This window comes from Curtobacterium sp. MCBD17_008, from assembly GCF_003234475.1.
GTDB lineage: Bacteria > Actinomycetota > Actinomycetes > Actinomycetales > Microbacteriaceae > Curtobacterium.
This window is the reverse complement of the sequence record NZ_QKTK01000004.1, coordinates 86,007-101,701: the sequence shown is the minus strand read 5'-3', so window position 1 is coordinate 101,701 and position 15,695 is coordinate 86,007. Positions and strand designations below refer to the sequence as shown.

At 71.4% G+C, this 15,695-nt stretch carries 16 protein-coding genes and 3 tRNA genes; 8 read left to right on the top strand and 11 right to left on the bottom strand.

Annotated elements, in window-relative coordinates:
• Positions 1 to 2: 2 nt before the first annotated feature.
• The 6 genes from DEI95_RS05670 to DEI95_RS05645 all read right to left on the bottom strand — a co-directional run bounded on the left by DEI95_RS05670 (position 3) and on the right by DEI95_RS05645 (position 3,934).
• Entirely contained in the window at positions 3 to 356 is a 354-nt protein-coding gene (locus tag DEI95_RS05670; RefSeq protein WP_111059648.1) for a hypothetical protein, read from the bottom strand.
• Positions 353 to 1,351 carry an SDR family oxidoreductase gene (locus DEI95_RS05665; protein WP_111059647.1) on the bottom strand — a complete coding sequence of 333 codons (999 nt, stop codon included), beginning with the start codon at positions 1,349 to 1,351 and terminating at the stop codon, positions 353 to 355. Before DEI95_RS05665 ends, DEI95_RS05670 begins: the two co-directional genes overlap by 4 nt.
• Before the next feature lie 81 nt (positions 1,352 to 1,432).
• A complete protein-coding gene (locus DEI95_RS05660) occupies positions 1,433 to 2,233 on the bottom strand; it encodes a YqjF family protein (RefSeq protein WP_258367482.1) in 801 nt (266 codons plus the stop codon).
• Entirely contained in the window at positions 2,230 to 3,072 is an 843-nt protein-coding gene (locus DEI95_RS05655) for a nitroreductase family protein (RefSeq protein WP_110889500.1), read from the bottom strand. Before DEI95_RS05655 ends, DEI95_RS05660 begins: the two co-directional genes overlap by 4 nt.
• Positions 3,073 to 3,104: 32 nt before the next feature.
• On the bottom strand, positions 3,105 to 3,473 hold the full coding sequence (locus DEI95_RS05650; protein ID WP_181436206.1) for a hypothetical protein: 369 nt from the start codon (positions 3,471 to 3,473) through the stop codon (positions 3,105 to 3,107).
• A 23-nt stretch (positions 3,474 to 3,496) separates the two neighbouring features.
• Positions 3,497 to 3,934 (bottom strand): Lrp/AsnC family transcriptional regulator, encoded by a 438-nt coding sequence (locus DEI95_RS05645; RefSeq protein ID WP_110825680.1) that lies wholly within the window; start codon positions 3,932 to 3,934, stop codon positions 3,497 to 3,499.
• 217 nt (positions 3,935 to 4,151) lie between these two features.
• Here DEI95_RS05645 and ddaH point away from each other — a divergent pair, with 217 nt between their 5' ends.
• Positions 4,152 to 5,042, top strand: a complete 891-nt coding sequence (ddaH, locus tag DEI95_RS05640) for a dimethylargininase (protein WP_220036625.1) — start codon at positions 4,152 to 4,154, stop codon at positions 5,040 to 5,042.
• Complete coding sequence (gene rocD / locus DEI95_RS05635) at positions 5,042 to 6,277, top strand: ornithine--oxo-acid transaminase (protein WP_111059715.1); 1,236 nt, start codon at positions 5,042 to 5,044, stop codon at positions 6,275 to 6,277. Before ddaH ends, rocD begins: the two co-directional genes overlap by 1 nt.
• 178 nt (positions 6,278 to 6,455) lie before the next feature.
• On the opposite strand, the gene DEI95_RS05630 is transcribed toward rocD, so the two are convergent.
• Positions 6,456 to 7,457 carry an SDR family oxidoreductase gene (locus DEI95_RS05630; RefSeq protein ID WP_111059645.1) on the bottom strand — a complete coding sequence of 334 codons (1,002 nt, stop codon included), beginning with the start codon at positions 7,455 to 7,457 and terminating at the stop codon, positions 6,456 to 6,458.
• Between the two features lie 514 nt (positions 7,458 to 7,971).
• Here DEI95_RS05630 and DEI95_RS05625 point away from each other — a divergent pair.
• Both DEI95_RS05625 and DEI95_RS05620 read left to right on the top strand, forming a co-directional pair.
• Positions 7,972 to 8,538 (top strand): NYN domain-containing protein, encoded by a 567-nt coding sequence (locus tag DEI95_RS05625; RefSeq protein ID WP_258367479.1) that lies wholly within the window; start codon positions 7,972 to 7,974, stop codon positions 8,536 to 8,538.
• A 145-nt stretch (positions 8,539 to 8,683) separates the two neighbouring features.
• Positions 8,684 to 9,694: an aldo/keto reductase family protein gene (locus DEI95_RS05620; protein ID WP_110889504.1), complete on the top strand. Its 1,011-nt coding sequence runs from the start codon at positions 8,684 to 8,686 to the stop codon at positions 9,692 to 9,694.
• Positions 9,695 to 9,886: 192 nt separating this feature from the next.
• On the opposite strand, the gene DEI95_RS05615 is transcribed toward DEI95_RS05620, so the two are convergent.
• From DEI95_RS05615 to DEI95_RS05605, 3 genes are all read right to left on the bottom strand, one after another.
• Positions 9,887 to 9,959: transfer RNA gene (locus DEI95_RS05615), tRNA-Phe, on the bottom strand.
• 1 nt (position 9,960) lies between these two features.
• A tRNA-Asp gene (locus DEI95_RS05610) sits at positions 9,961 to 10,037 on the bottom strand.
• 71 nt (positions 10,038 to 10,108) lie between these two features.
• Positions 10,109 to 10,181: transfer RNA gene (locus tag DEI95_RS05605), tRNA-Glu, on the bottom strand.
• 331 nt (positions 10,182 to 10,512) lie between these two features.
• Between DEI95_RS05605 and DEI95_RS05600 the strand changes: the two genes are divergently transcribed.
• Together DEI95_RS05600 and DEI95_RS05595 are read left to right on the top strand one after the other, a co-directional pair.
• On the top strand, positions 10,513 to 11,814 hold the full coding sequence (locus DEI95_RS05600) for a M23 family metallopeptidase (RefSeq protein WP_146243606.1): 1,302 nt from the start codon (positions 10,513 to 10,515) through the stop codon (positions 11,812 to 11,814).
• 30 nt (positions 11,815 to 11,844) lie between these two features.
• Positions 11,845 to 13,305: an NlpC/P60 family protein gene (locus DEI95_RS05595; protein WP_111059643.1), complete on the top strand. Its 1,461-nt coding sequence runs from the start codon at positions 11,845 to 11,847 to the stop codon at positions 13,303 to 13,305.
• 115 nt (positions 13,306 to 13,420) lie between these two features.
• On the opposite strand, the gene DEI95_RS05590 is transcribed toward DEI95_RS05595, so the two are convergent.
• Complete coding sequence (locus DEI95_RS05590) at positions 13,421 to 13,912, bottom strand: inorganic diphosphatase (RefSeq protein WP_110825673.1); 492 nt, start codon at positions 13,910 to 13,912, stop codon at positions 13,421 to 13,423.
• A 66-nt stretch (positions 13,913 to 13,978) separates the two neighbouring features.
• Here DEI95_RS05590 and tilS point away from each other — a divergent pair, with 66 nt between their 5' ends.
• Positions 13,979 to 15,016 carry a tRNA lysidine(34) synthetase TilS gene (gene tilS / locus DEI95_RS05585; protein ID WP_111059642.1) on the top strand — a complete coding sequence of 346 codons (1,038 nt, stop codon included), beginning with the start codon at positions 13,979 to 13,981 and terminating at the stop codon, positions 15,014 to 15,016.
• A 9-nt stretch (positions 15,017 to 15,025) separates the two neighbouring features.
• Positions 15,026 to 15,577 (top strand): hypoxanthine phosphoribosyltransferase, encoded by a 552-nt coding sequence (gene hpt, locus DEI95_RS05580; RefSeq protein WP_110889508.1) that lies wholly within the window; start codon positions 15,026 to 15,028, stop codon positions 15,575 to 15,577.
• Positions 15,578 to 15,695 lie beyond the last annotated feature (118 nt).

Here is a 15,695-nt window from a genome sequence, read left to right as displayed (position 1 = left end):
GATCAGCGGCGGCGCCCGGTCCCCACGAGGGCGACCTCCAGCACCGTCAGCAGCGTGGCGATCCACACCTGCCGGACCGCGAAGCGTCGGGACTGCCGGTCGAACAGCGCGAGCGGGACCATCGTGAGCCCGTGCACGGCGTCCACGACGGCGCCGAGCGTGTGGGCCTCCGGAGTCCCGGCACGTCCCGTGATCGTCGACTGTGAGAGCTGCCGGACGCCGAGGACCCGTCCGAGGACCGCGGGGCGTCCGAGCGCCCGCCGTGCCCCGAGCAGGTGCGCGACACCGATGCCGGCGCGGAGGACCTCGACGACGGCGGCGCGGTCCACCCCGGTGGTGCTGGTCCGGCGGCTCATCGGCGGCGTCCTGCCGCGGTGGCGAGGGCAACCCCGGCGACGCCGAGCGCCGCTCCGAGGATCCCGTTGCCGAGTCGGCGGTGCTCGACCCACCAGGTCTGCGGTGACCAGTCGTGCGACTGCTCGTCGAAGGCCCCGTGCGCCCCGTGGTCACCGGGTACCGGCTCGTACAGGTTGACGCCGATCTCCTCGCCGTCCTTGTCCGGGATCTGCTGCCCGCTGACGAGCGTCTTCGCCGCGTACCAGTCCGCGAAGCGTCCGCTGATCCGGTTGGCCAGGATCGTGTAGACCGTGGACTCCCCGACCCAGGTGCGACGACGGGGGCGTTCGGCGGTGACCGCGATGGCGCGGGCACCGACCTCGGGCTGGTAGATCGGTGCGACCGGCTGTGCGTGATGCGGGAGCGAGGACTGCACCCACCCGAACTGGATCGTGTTGAGGGCCGGCATGTCCACCCGGCTGATCTGCACCTTGCTGCCCTGCTCGATCAGCTCGGAGACGACCGACTCGGTGAACCCGACGATCGCGTGCTTCGACCCGCAGTAGGCGCCCTGCAGGGGGATGCCCCGCGAGCCCAGGGCCGAACCGACCTGGATGACGTGCCCGGAGTCGCGCGGCACCATGCGCGTCAGTGCCGCACGCGTGCCGTTCACGAACCCGAGGTAGTCGACCTGCGTCGCGCGCTCGAAGTCCTCCGGCGCGGTGTCGAGGAACCTGCCGAACACCCCGACCATGACGCCGTTCACCCAGAGGTCGATCGGACCGAGCTCCGCCTCGACGCGGTCGGCGGCGTCCTCGACGGCCTGGCGGTCGGCGACGTCGGCCACGAGCGCGAGTCCACGCCGCCCGGCCGCCTCGACCTCCGCGACGGCCGCGCGCACGCCGTCCTCACCACGGGCGAGCACGGCGACGTCCCAGCCGCGTGCCGCGAGCTCCCGGACCGTGGCCCGTCCCAGTCCAGCCGATCCACCGGTCACCACAGCCACTCGTGTCATGCGTCCCTTCTACCGGACGCTGCGACCCGTGTGTCAGCCGGTGTCCCCCGATCCCCGGCCCGCCGACGCGCTCGCGATCGGTCAGGCGCGCGGCCCCGCGAACCGCGTCACGACGCCGGGGGAGTACAGCACCGAGTCCGGCTCGAGCTCGGTGAGCGCGGCGGGCAGGCCGGCGGCGCGGACCAGGTCGTCGCGCAGCCCGCGGAGCGTCGCCCGGTGCAGCACCCACGCGTCGTGCTCGTTCGGCCACCACGCGGTCCGACCGGCCCGCCCGACGTGCATGCCCCACCGTGCGGTGAGGAACGACTCGAGCGGGGTCGGCTCGGCGATCGGATCGCCGACCTCGACCTCCAGACGGGACCGCAGGTGCGTCCCGTGGCGGTGCACCGCGTACGCCGTCCGGTCGCCGTCCTGCCGTCGGCCGGTCCGCGCCCAGTGGTACGGCGTCCCCGTGACGACCCGGGCGGCGGCAGCGGGCAGCAGCTTCCCCGCGTCGAGCGACAGGAACACGACGCCGCGCCGTCCGGTGTCGTCCCTTGTGTAGACGCGGACGTTGACCTCGAGGAAGTCGCCGAGGCCGCCGGTCCGGCCGAGCGGTCCGAGCGGCGGGAACCGGGTGTCCTCGAAGCTGAACGCGATGAGCCCCACCCACGTCGTCGCCCCGTCGTCGGAGCCGTCGGGAGCCATGGTGTCCGGTCGGGTCCCGGCCGGCAGGAGCGGTGCGACCGCGGACACGTTCACCCGCCAGTGCACGAAGACGACGTCGCGCCAGGCCTGCTCGATCCACGGGCGCCCCGGCAGCGCGGGCGCGGTCGCCGAGACCGGCTCGACGGGCCCGCCCGGGAGGACCGGACCACCACCGGCAGGCACGGTCGCCGTCACCGCGTGCCCCCGTCCGTCGCCTCGGGGTCGAGGTGTCCGACGGCCGAGACGTCGTCCCAGCCCTCCTGCGGCGTCGCACACGTGCCGCGGAACACGTACTGCGAGGGCCGCTTCCGCTCGTTCGACACCCAGTCGATCGCCGGCCGGCGACGCTCCGGCGGGGTGTACCCGATCCGGTAGACGGCCATCAGTTCGAGCTCCGGTGGCACCTCGAGCAGCTGCTCCACCTCGTTCCACGACTCCTCGATCTCCATCGGGAACGAGACGAACTGGATGCCGAGACCGAGCTCGGTCGTGGCGAGCCAGATGTTCTCCATCGCAGCGCCCATGCTGAACACCGAGTAGAAGGCGTTGCGGGCCTCCTTCCGGTACTCGTCCCGGTCGAGCATCACCCCGAGGAGCAGCGGCGAGCCGGCCACGAGCTTCCGGTTCTCCTCGCCGAGGGTCTGCGGCACCCGGAGCGCGTTCATGAGGAACTGCCCGCGCTTGGTGAACACCTGGCTCGTGAACGGGCGCAGCGGCGCGGGGAGCTTGTCGAAGAGCATGCCGGAGCGGCGCTCGTCCATCTCCGCCTGCGAGAACCGGAAGTACGGCTTGTACCGCTCGAAGAACGTCCCCTCGGACATGGTCTTCGTCATCGTCCGGCCGCTGATGTCGGCGATCCGGTCGATCGTCTCGCGCTCCTCGACCAGGACGAACCGCCACGGCTGGCTGTTCAGCTGCGAGGGCGCGCGACCTGCGAGTTCGACCAGCAGTCGCTGGTGCTCCTCGGACACCGGGTCGGGCAGGAACGCCCCGTTGGTGGTGCGACGGCGCCGGATGGCCTCGATGAGTTCCACTGCTGTCCTTCGGACTGGGTCGGCTGGGGCGGTCAGCGCCGCAGGAGGACCGCCCCCAGGTAGGACGGTGCCGCGGCGACCGCGGTCTTCCAGTGTGCTCCGCTGCGGGGGTCGGTCCGTGGAGCGAGCGCCAGCGGCACGAGCGCGGGCAGCAGGAACAGGCCGGCCCGCGACCGCGTCCACACCGGCGTCGTCGCGGCGGCACCGGTCAGCGCCGCGGTGACGACGAACAGGCCGTGGTGGACGACCCGCAGCTTCCGGGTGCGGATGAGGCGCACCGCCACGGCGGTGCCCCACAGGCAGTTGACCACGTACGCGGCGGCCGCAGCGGTGACCATCCGCCGGGCGGTGGTCGAGCCGGGAGGCGTGCCGTGCCTCCCGGCTGTCGTCGTCCGTCCCATGGTCGCGAAGCTCCGCACCGGGGTCAGTCGGAGCCGCGGCTGACGAGCTTCGACAGCACGATCGCCGAACGGGTGTGGTCGACCTGGGGCGCGAGGCGGACCCGGTCGAGGGCTTCCTCGAGCGCCGGGAGATCCCGCGACCGCATGTGCACCACGGCGTCGGCGCTGCCGGTGACGGTGCCGGCGTCGACGACCTCGGGCACGGCGTCGAGCAGCGTGCGGAGTTCGTCGGGCGAGACCGTGCCGCGGCAGTACAGCTCGACCCAGGCCTCGGTGCCGCGGTCGTCCACCGCGGGGTCGACCTTGATCGTGAAGCCCTGGATGACCCCGTCTGCCACGAGTCGGTCGACGCGACGCTTCACGGCGGAGGCGGAGAGCCCGACGACCGAACCGATCTCGCCGTAGCCCGCGCGGGCGTTCTCCCGGAGCTGGTCGAGGATGCGGTGGTCGAGCGAATCCATTGTCCCGATCCTACGCGGGCTCCTTGCGAGACCAGCACGTCCGACGCAGGAATCGTGCGCCCCGAGCGCGGCGTCGGTGCTGTGCCGGACCTCCCTCCTGTGCCAGACTCAGGGCAGGCGTCGACCTGGTCCGCCTCCGGCGAGTGAGCCTGCGTCTCGTCGGAGCTCTCACCGTGGTGGTTCCTGGCAGGCTCGGGCCCCGGTCCTGGAGGACCTCGTGTCGAACACCGCACCCCAGCCCACCGCCGTTCCGCAGCGCACGGCCACCAAGCGCACCATCCTCATGTGCAAGCCGACCCACTACACGGTCAGCTACCGGATCAACCCCTGGATGCACCCGGAGGAGCCGACCGACACCTCGAAGGCCGTCGAGCAGTGGCAGTCCCTCGTCGACGTCTACGAGCAGCTCGGCTTCGAGATCCACCAGATCGAGCCCGTCGAGGGCCTGCCGGACATGGTCTACGCGGCCAACGGCGGCTTCGTGCTCGACGGTGTCGCGTACGGCGCGAAGTTCCAGTACCCGGAGCGCCAGCCCGAGGGCCCGGCGTACATGGACTGGTTCCGCCAGGCGGGCCTGACCGTCGCCGAGCCCGAGGAGACGAACGAGGGCGAGGGCGACTTCCTCCTCATCGGCGACACCATCTACGCCGGCACCGGGTTCCGTTCGGACAGCACCTCCCACGAGGAGCTCGCGCGGGTGTACGGCCGCGAGGTCGTCACCCTGACGCTCATCAACCCGAGCTTCTACCACCTGGACACCGCCATCGCGGCGCTCGACCCGGTGCCCGACGCCGAGGGGAAGTCGAACATCGCGTACCTCGAGAGCGCCTTCGACGAGCCGTCCCTCGCCATCCTGCGCGAGCGCTTCCCGGACGCGATCATCGCCACCGAGGAAGACGCCGCGATCCTCGGCCTCAACTCGTACTCCGACGGGTACAACGTCGTGATCGCCTCCCGGGCCACCACGTTCGCCTCGCAGCTCCGTGAGAAGGGCTACAACCCGATCGGCGTCGACCTGTCCGAGCTGCTCCTCGGTGGCGGCGGCGTGAAGTGCTGCACGCTCGACCTGCACCCCGTCGGCACCGGCACCTCGGTGGCGCGGTCCTGATGGCCGGCGCGCTCGGGGCGAACACGGCCGCCGCGCTCGCCGTGGAGGACCGCACCCTCGCCCACAACTACAGTCCGCTGCCGGTCGTCATCGCGTCCGCTTCCGGGGCGACCGTCACCGACGTCGACGGCCGGACGTACCTCGACGGGCTCGCGGCGTACTCGGCGGTGAACTTCGGGCACGGGAACCCGCGCCTCCTGACCGCCGCACGCGACCAGCTCGACCGCGTGACCCTGACCAGCCGCGCGTTCGTCACCGACCGGCTCGGACCCTTCGCCGAGGGGCTCACCGCGCTCACCGGCACCGAGATGATGCTGCCGATGAACACCGGCGCCGAAGCGGTGGAGTCCGCTGTCAAGGTCGCTCGAGCCTGGGGTTACCGTGTCAAGGGCGTCCCGCAGGGGCAGGCCACGGTCGTCGTCGCGAGCGGGAACTTCCACGGCCGCACCACGACGATCATCTCGTTCTCCGACGACCCCTCGGCGCGGGACGACTTCGGTCCGTACACGCCGGGCTTCCGGACCGTCCCGTACGGCGACGCGTCGGCGCTCCGGGACGCGATGGACGACACCGTCGTGGCCGTGCTGCTCGAGCCGATCCAGGGCGAGGGCGGCGTGGTGATCCCGCCGGCGGACTACCTGCCCGCGGTCCGCGCGGTCTGCGACGAGTTCGGTGCGCTGTTCGTCGCCGACGAGATCCAGTCCGGGCTCGGCCGCACCGGGCACACCCTCGCCGTCCAGCGCGTCGGCGTGACCCCGGACCTCGTCACGCTCGGCAAGGCGCTCGGTGGGGGGATCGTCCCGGTCTCGGCCGTGGTCGGGCGCGCGGACGTGCTCGGGGTCCTGCGCCCCGGGGAGCACGGGTCGACCTTCGGTGGCAACCCGCTCGCCGCGGCCGTCGGCACCGAGGTCGTGGCGATGCTCGCCGAGGGCACCTTCCAGCAGCGGGCGCTCGACGGCGAACCGGTGCTCCGCGGGTACCTCGACGAGCTCATGGACGAGGGCGTCGTCGCACACCGGGTCGCCGGACTGTGGGCCGGGATCGACATCGACCCCGCGCTCGGCACCGGCAAGGAGGTCGCGGCGGACCTCGCGGACCGCGGGGTGCTCGTGAAGGACACGCACGGCTCGACGATCCGCTTCGCCCCGCCGCTCGTCGTCACGGACGAGGAGATCGGCACCGCGATGCAGGCCCTCGGCGCGGTCCTCCGCGCCCGCGCCCCGCGCGGCGCCTGAGCGGCGGCCGGCCGGCTGGCCGGCGCGAGCCGCACCCGCACAACAGGAACCGGCTCGAACCACGGACGTCCGCGGTTCGAGCCGGTTCCTGTTGCGCCCCGCCAGTGCGCGCCCCGTTCCGCACTGGACGGGAGGCGCGGTGCCAGTCCGCTCCGCGCCTCCCGTCCGACGGCGCTCGCTAGACGCGGCCCGGCGCGTACGCCTCGGCCAGGCGGTCCATGAGTGCGTCCTTCTCCTCGTCGACGACCTGCGCCTCCGGGTGGGCGTCGTACCAGGCGACCAGCTCGCGGGCACCCTCGCGGAACGTCGTCCGCGCCGCCCAGCCCGGCACGAGCGTCCGCACCTTGCTGTTGTCGAAGACCATGCTGTTCGCCTTGTCGCCGACGACCCCGGCACCCCAGTCGGAGTCGGCGGCCATGATCGCGTCCGAGGGGACGTGCACGATCGTCGGCTCGGGCGCTCCCGCCGCGGCTGCGACCTCCTGGTGGATACGGTCCCACGTCGGCGACTCCTGGCCGGTGATGTGGAACGCCTCGCCGATCGCCTCGGCCCGGTCGAGCACCCCGACGAACGCGACCGCGAAGTCCCGCACGTGCGTGAGCGTCCATAGCGAGGTCCCGTCGCCCGGCACGATGACCGGCTTGCCGCGGCGCATCCGGTCCACGACCGTCCACCCGCCGTCGAACGGCAGCAGCGTCTCGTCGTAGGTGTGCGACGGCCGGATGATCGTCATCGGGAAGTCGTCCTGCCGGTAGGCCGCGACGAGCAGGTCCTCGCACGCGATCTTGTCCCGCGAGTACTGCCAGTACGGGTTCTTCAGCGGCGTCGACTCCGTCACCGGCAGGTGCGTCGGCGGGGTCTGGTACGCCGAGGCCGAGCTGATGAAGACGTACTGCCTGGTCTTCCCGGCGAACAGGTCGATGTCGGCCTGCACCTGGTCAGGCGTGAACGCCACGAAGTCCGCCACGACGTCGAACGTGCGGTCGCCGAGCGCCGCCGCGACGGCGTCGCGGTCCGACACGTCGGCCTGGAGGCGCGTCACCGCGTCCGGGAGCGCCCGCTTCTCCGTCGTGCCCCGGTTGAGCACGCTGACGTCGAAGCCCTGGTCCACCGCCTCGCGGACGCAGGCGGCGCTGATGACGCCGCTCCCGCCCATGAACAGCACGCTGGGTCCGGTCATGGATGCTCCCTTGCTCCCGGCGGTGCATCCGCGCACCGCGTCCCTTGTGATCCTGCACCTCAGGGGCTGGGGCGGGCGTCGAGGACCGCGGGGAGCGTCACGGCGACCCTCCTGCACCTGAGCCGGCATCAAGTGGTGCAGGGCTCCGAGCGCTAGTACCGTGGTTCTCAACGACCCTTGCCGTTGACCGCCCGACCGATCGTGGGCAGGCCGATGACAAGGGTCTTTCTCTGTGGGGAGGGACGAGCATGGCGATCGGTCGAGGCCGTAAGGAGACACTCACGCCGGTGACGGGGAACGTCGACTCCGTACCGGTCCCGGTGCGGGCAGAGCAGGTCACCGCGATCTTGGTCGACGGCGGCTTCTACGGCGTCGGGCAGCTCGGCTGTTCGGCCACAAAGACCCCGAGCAGCGTGCCGACGAACTGCTCGAGTACTGCCGCAGGCACACGCGCAAGGCGAAGTCGCGGCTGTACCGCATCTTCTACTACGACTGCCCGCCGTCCGAGAAGGTCGTGTTCCATCCGCTGACCCGTGCGAGCGTCAACCTCGCGAAAACGCCGGATCACGATTGGATGGTCGACTTCCACAAGGCGCTCGTCAAGCGGCGCAAGGTCGCACTACGACGTGGCGAGCTGCTCGAGACGCAGTCCGGGTACCAGCTGCGGGCCGAGAAGCTCAAGAAACTCCTCTCTGGTGCCATCTCGGTTGCGGATCTCGACGAGAAAGACTTTTCGCTCGACATCACGCAGAAGGGCGTCGACATGCGCCTTGGTCTCGACATCGCGACGTTGGCGGCGAACGGACACGTGAACCAGATCATCATGATCGCCGGCGACAGCGACTTCGTCCCCGCGGCGAAGCACGCCCGTCGTGCTGGCATCGACTTCGTCCTCGATCCGCTGTGGGCGCGGATCTCAGAGTCGCTTCACGAGCACATCGACGGATTGTGGGAGTGCGTGAACCGAGAGCCTCGGAACCTCGAGGACCCGCTGCACGCCGACAACCTCCGCCAGCATCGTCCGATGTCCCCCTGTGATGGCGATGCTCTCGACTTGAACGACGAGTCGGACGGCCGCTAGCCTTCCCATCGAAGACCCCGGAACGATCACTGGCCACGGCCACATCGCCGGGGTTCCGTCGTTCCGGGCTGGGGTGGCCGGTACGGCCGAGGACTACCGTCACGGGCGTGCCGCACCGACGCGGCCACGACAGGAGTGACAGCACATGGAGTACCGCTACCTCGGCAACTCGGGCCTCAAGGTCTCCGAGATCACGTACGGCAACTGGCTCACCCACGCCTCCCAGGTCGAGAACGACGCGGCGATCGCCTGCGTCAAGGCCGCCCTCGAGGTCGGCATCTCGACGTTCGACACCGCGGACGTCTACGCGAACACCGGGGCCGAGACCGTCCTCGGTGAAGCGCTGAAGGGCGAGCGCCGCCAGTCGCTCGAGATCGCCACGAAGGTCTTCGGGCCGACCGGTCCCAAGGGCCACAATGACACCGGGCTGTCGCGCAAGCACATCCTCGAGTCGATCGACGGCTCCCTCGGCCGCCTGCAGACCGACTACGTCGACCTGTACCAGGCGCACCGCTTCGACCACGAGACGCCGCTCGAGGAGACGATGCAGGCGTTCGCCGACATCGTGCGCCAGGGCAAGGTCCTGTACGTCGGCGTCTCCGAGTGGACGGCCGACCAGCTCCGTGCCGGTGCCGCACTGGCGAAGGACCTCGGGTTCCAGCTCATCTCGAACCAGCCGCAGTACTCCGCGCTGTGGCGGGTCATCGAGGAGGAGGTCGTCCCCACCTCGAAGGAGCTCGGCATCTCGCAGATCGTCTGGTCGCCGATCGCGCAGGGCGTCCTGACGGGCAAGTACCAGCCCGGGCAGCCGCTGCCCGAGGGCTCGCGCGCCACCGACGACAAGGGCGGCGCGAAGATGATCGAGCGCTTCATGAACGACGAGGTCCTCTCGGCCGTGCAGGAGCTCAAGCCGATCGCCGACGAACTGGGTCTCTCGATGGCGCAGCTCGCCGTGGCGTGGGTCCTGCAGAACGAGAACGTGGCGTCGGCGATCATCGGCGCTTCGCGACCGGAGCAGGTGCACGACAACGCCGGCGCTGCCGGGGTGCAGATCCCGGCCGAGCTGATGAGCCGCATCGACGACGCCCTCGGTGGTGTCGTCGAGCGCGACCCGGCGAAGACGAACGACAGCAGCCCGAAGACCCGCGAGGCGTAGGCCGCGCTGTCCGGCCGGGAGGAGCCTCCTGGCCGACGCCGCACAACAGAGAGCGGCTCGAACCGTGGATCCCCGCGGTTCGAGCCGCGTCCTGTTGTGCGGGGACGATCCGAACCGCGACCGCGACCGCGAACCGGGACGACGCCCGCCAACGCAAAAGAGCCCCTCACTCTCGTGAGGGGCTCTCCACCGTGGCTGGACGCGGCGTCGATCCGCGGACCTTTCGATTTTCAGTCGAACGCTCTACCAACTGAGCTACCCAGCCGTGGCGACCCTGACGGGACTTGAACCCGCGACCTCCGCCGTGACAGGGCGGCACGCTAACCAACTGCGCTACAGGGCCATGTGGAATTACTTGTGCTGCTGATCTTGCTCGGTCTCATTCTGTTCTGCTTGCTGTCCCCCGATGAGGAGTGACCCCAACGGGATTCGAACCCGTGCTGCCGCCGTGAAAGGGCGGTGTCCTAGGCCACTAAACGATGGGGCCGCAAGCAGTGCATCGCGCTACCGATGGACAAGCATACGGACGGTCGGCCCTCTTGCCAAATCGAGCCCGTCCGACGCCGTCCTTCGGCGTGTCGCGGGTGTTCCCGCACGTCCGAGCGTGCTGACTTCCGCACCGCTCAGGACGTGCACCTCGATGGACCTTCAGCAAGCGAGCCGAGCGGTGTCCCACGGTGACGCCCGCCGCGGTGGAACCATCGACAGCGGCCGCTCCACCCCTCCACGGGGGTGTCCCCGGGCTCGGTCGTGTTGTTACTGTTGCGTTTGTTGACAGTGTGACGCACGCCGCACCGCACCGTTACGAGATCGAGACCATGACGACATCCTCATCGCCCGCTCGCCCCCGCCGCCGCTTCGTCGCCGCCGGGGTGTCCGTCGTCCTCGCGGCCGGAGCCCTCGTGGCACTCGTGCCGAGCGGCGCCGCTTCCGCCGCGAGCTACCCGAGCTGGGACGACGTGCAGGCCGCCAAGCAGTCGCAGGCCGCACAGTCCGAGAAGGTCTCCGAGATCAAGGGCCTCATCGCCCAGCTCGAGTCCGCGTCCGCCGCCAAGGAGAAGGCCGCCGCTGCTGCCGGGACGGCCTACCAGGACGCCCAGACGGAGTACGACCGCAAGGCGCTCGAGCAGCGGAAACTCCAGGCCCAGGCGGACGAGGCGGCCAAGGTCGCTTCCGCGTCCGAGGCGCAGGCGGGACAGCTCGCCGCGCAGCTCGGCCGCTCGAACGCCGAGGACGTCACCACGGACCTCCTCACGAAGCCCTCGGCCTCCGGTGACCTGCTGTACGAACTCGGCGCCATGTCGAAGCTCACCGAACAGGCCGACGGCATCTACTCCGAGGCGAGCCAGGACCGCGGCACCGCGCAGGCACTGGCCGACAAGTCGAAGGTCGCCGAGGACGCCCTCGGTGACCTCGCCGACGAGGCCCAGGCGAAGATGCGCGCTGCGCAGGACGCGGCCGACCAGGCGCAGGCCGCGGTCGCCGCCCAGCAGGCGAACCAGGACCGCCTGGAGGCCCAGCTCGCCGCCCTGACGTCGAAGACCGAGACGACGCGGGCCCAGTACGAGAAGGGCGTCCGCGCCGAGAAGGCGCGGCAGGCCCGCCTCGCGGCGGCCCGCGCCGCGGCGGCTGCCGAAGCGGCGAAGGCGCTGCCGCCGGCCGCGACCGCCGGAGTGCCCGCACCCGCGACCGGGAACGTCCCCGCGGGCTCGTCCGGGTGGGTCCGGCCCGCCGCCGGCTACCAGTCGAGCCCGTACGGCCTGCGCGTCGACCCGTACACGCACGTCTACACACTGCACGCGGGCGTCGACCTGGCCCCAGCCTGCTACTCGCCCATCTACGCAGCGGCATCCGGCACGGTGACCTTCGCGGGGAACGGCGGCGGGTACGGCAACGAGGTCATCCTCGACAACGGCGGCGGCATCTCGACGGCCTACGGGCACATCGTCGACGGCGGGATCATGGTCTCCTCCGGGCAGCACGTCACCGCCGGCCAGCAGATCGCCCAGGTCGGCTCGACCGGCTGGTCGACCGGCTGCCACCTGCACTTCGAGACCCGGGTGAACGGCGCAGCCGTCGACCCCGTCCCCTTCATGGCAGCGCGGGGGATCTCGGTATGAGCACGAGCACTGCCAGGAGGCACTGACCCGATGAAGAAGCCTGCACGTTCCCTGGTCTGCGGGATCGCCACCGTCTCGATGCTCAGCCTCGGGCTGTCCGTCGCGGTCGCCGTCCCCGCCCAGGCCGCACCGTCCGCTCCGTCGTGGAAGGACGTGCAGGCAGCGAAGGACGACCAGGCGGAGCAGCAGCGCACCGTCGACGCGCTCACCGCCCGGATGGCGACGCTGCAGGACCGGGTGGACCGCACCGGTGCGACCGTGCAGGAGGCCGGGCAGACGTACGCGCTGGCGGCCTCCCGGCAGCAGCAGGCGAAGGACACCCTCGACGGCCTCGCCGCGGAGTCGGAGCGGGCGAAGGCCGCGGCGGACGAGTCGGCCGGTCAGGTCGCGGCGCTCGTCGTCGAGCTGTCCCGGTCGGGTGGCGGTGACCTGTCGACCTCGATGCTCGTCGACTCGCGTGACGTCGACGACCTGCTCTACCAGGTCGGCACGATGTCACACCTGTCGGAGCGATCGGCCACCGTGCTCGAGCGAGCACAGGCCGACCGCCGCACGGTCGACTCCCTCGCGGCGCAGCAGCGTCAGGCGACGAAGGCCCTCACGGACGCCACGGACGCCACGAAGGACGCCTTCGACGCCGCGAACGACGTCGCCGCCGACGCGCAGTCGGCGCTGCAGGCTGGCCAGGAGGCACAGGACGAGGTGCTCGAGCAGCTCGCCTTCCTCAAGGGCACGACGGTCGCGACCGAGCAGGCGTACTGGTCGGCGAAGCAGGCCGAGCAAGCGGAGATCGAGCTCGCGGCGCAGGCGAAGCGGGCGGCGGCACGGCCGTCCCGGTCCGGTGCTGCCCGTCCCGCGGCGGACACCGGTGCCGACGGTGCGGCCGCCGGTGGGGGGAACGCCACGGGGTCGACGCCGTCGAGGAACCCGGCGAACCCGTCCGTCCCGGCACCGGCAGCACCGAAGCCCGCAGCCCCGAAGCCGGCAGCTCCGAAGCCCGCAGCCCCGAGGCCCGTCGCACCGGCCCCGCAGCCGGCGGCGCCGAAGCCCGCCCCCGCTCCTGCGCCGGCTCCGGCACCCAAGCCCGTGAGCAGCCCGTCGAAGGCCGCCGGCGCGATCGCGTACGCCCGTGCGCAGCTCGGCAAGCCGTACCTCATCGGCGGCGCCGGGCCGAACTCGTGGGACTGCTCGGGCCTCGTGATGATGGCCTACAACTCGCAGGGCATCGCGACCGGTGGCCACAACGTGGTCTGGCAGTACAACTACTTCGGCTCGATCGGCCGACTCGTGCCGCTGTCGCAGCGTCAGCCCGGTGACATCCTGTTCTACTCGCACACCGGCACGGCTTCCGGCGGGTACCACGACTCGATCTACACGGGCGGCGGCATGATGGTCGAGGCCGCGAACCCCCGGGTCGGTGTGGTCGAGCGGCCGATCTGGCTGCCGGGCGACCTGCTGCCCTACGTGGCCCGGCCCTCCGGCGCTGTCTGACGCGACCCGCCTCGGCGCACGGCGCACGCAACGCGCCCCACAACGGACGACGCGCCCTCTCGGAACGGGGCGCGTCGTGCGTTGCGGGGCGGGGAGGCCCGGCCTCAGCGGTGCGTCAGTGACCGGTCGGCACGTACGCGGCCTGGCCGGCCTGCACGATGGCCTCGGCCTCGGCGGCGTCGCCCCAGCCCTCGGCCTTGACCCACTTGTTCGGCTCGAGGTCCTTGTAGCGCTCGAAGAAGTGCGCGATCTCGGCCTTGGTCTGCTCCGGGACGTCCGCGATGTCCTGGATGTGCGCCCAGCGCGGGTCCTTCGCGGGGACGACGAGGACCTTCTCGTCCTTGCCGGCCTCGTCGCTCATCTTGAAGACGCCGACCGGGCGGACCTTGACGCCCACACCGGGGAAGGTCGGGAACTCGAGGAGGAGCAGCGCGTCCACGGGGTCGCCGTCGTCGGCCAGGGTCTTCTCGAAGAAGCCGTAGTCCGTCGGGTAGACGAACGAGGTGAAGAGCACGCGGTCCAGGTACACGCGCCCGGTCTCGTGGTCGACCTCGTACTTGTTGCGGCTGCCCTTGGGGATCTCGACGACGACGTCGTACGCGGCCATGTGCACTCCTTGGTTCTTCCGGTGGTGGTCTGTCGGCCGTCGGGACGGCCCGGCTAACGTTACCGGGTGAACACTCCGCGCCCCCGGCTGGACCCCGCGGTCGCCGAGATCCGGCGGTCCGTCCGGTCCCTGCTCGAACGCGCCCGGGCCGACGGCACCGTGGCGTCGGGCGACCTCGTGCTCGTCGCCCTGAGCGGCGGCCCGGACTCGCTCGCGCTCGCGGCCGCCACCGCGTTCGAGGCGCCGAAGCAGGACCTCCGTGCCGGTGCCGTCGTCGTCGACCACGCGCTCCAGGCGGGGTCCGAGGCGGTGGCGGGACGGGCCTCCCGGCAGGCCGCCGAGCTGGGACTCGACCCGGTGACGGTCCGCCGGGTCACCGTCGGCTCCGACGGCGGTCCGGAGGGCGCCGCCCGCGAGGCCCGCCACGCGGCCCTCACCGAGGTCGCGGCCGCCACCGGGTCACCCCTCGTGCTCCTCGGGCACACGCTCGACGACCAGGCCGAGACGGTGCTGCTCGGCCTGCTGCGCGGCAGCGGACCGGACAGCCTGTCCGGGATGGAGCCGTTGACCGCCCGCGCCGCGGGGCCCACGTACGGACGTCCGCTCCTCGGGGTCCGGCGGCACGTGACCCGGCAGGCCTGCGCTGCGTCCGGCCTGGTGCCGTGGGACGACCCGCAGAACACCGACCCGACGTACGCCCGCGTGCGGGTGCGGACCGCGCTGATGCCCGTGCTCGAACGCGAGCTCGGGGCCGGCGTCCCGGAGGCCTTGGCGCGCACGGCCGACCAGCTCCGCGAAGACGCCGCGGCGCTCGACCACTTCGCCGAGGAGATGGCCGAGGACCTCGCCGAGCACTCCGAGGCGGGGATCTCGCTGTCCGTCCCCGAGCTGGCCGCGAACCCCCCGGCGCTCCGGCAGCGGCTGGTCCGGCTCGCGGTGGAGGGCGAGTTCGGGGTGACGCTGTCCCGGACGCAGACGCTCGAGGTGTGCCGGCTCGTGACCGACTGGCGCGGGCAGGGGCCGATCGACCTCCCCGGCGTCCGGGCCACCCGGTCCGGTGAGCGGGTGTCCTTCGCCGCCAGGGAGCCCCATCCGGGCGGTTAGGGTGGTGTGGTGGAACTCTCCGACGTGCAGGCAGACCTCTCCGAAGTGCTCTTCACCCCCGAGCAGATCGACGACAAGATCGCCGAGCTCGCCGCAGCGGTGGACCGTGACTACGCCGGGCGCGACCCGCTGCTCGTCGGCGTGCTGAAGGGCGCGGTCATGGTCATGGCCGACTTCTCCCGCCACCTCAAGATGCAGGCGCGGATGGACTGGATGGCCGTGTCCTCCTACGGCTCCGGCACGAAGTCGTCCGGTGTGGTGCGGATCCTCAAGGACCTCGACACCGACCTGCACGACCGCGACGTCATCATCGTCGAGGACATCATCGACTCCGGCCTGACGCTGTCCTGGCTCAAGCAGAACCTCGAGTCCCGCGGGGCCGCGAGCGTCGAGATCGTCGCGCTGCTCCGCAAGCCCGAGGCCGCCAAGGTCGAGGTCGACGTGAAGTACGCCGGGTTCGAGATCCCGGACGCCTTCGTCGTCGGGTTCGGTCTCGACTACGACGAGCGCTACCGCAACCTGCGCGGCATCGGCGTCCTCGCGCCGCACGTCTACTCCTGACAGGCGAGCGGGAGTTCGCCCGCAGAGGACACCCATTCTCGCCACAGAGTCACCGCCGTATGCTGACTCGCACGCACTTCAGGCAGAGAAAGGTGTCGGGCCGTCGGGCCCGGATCAC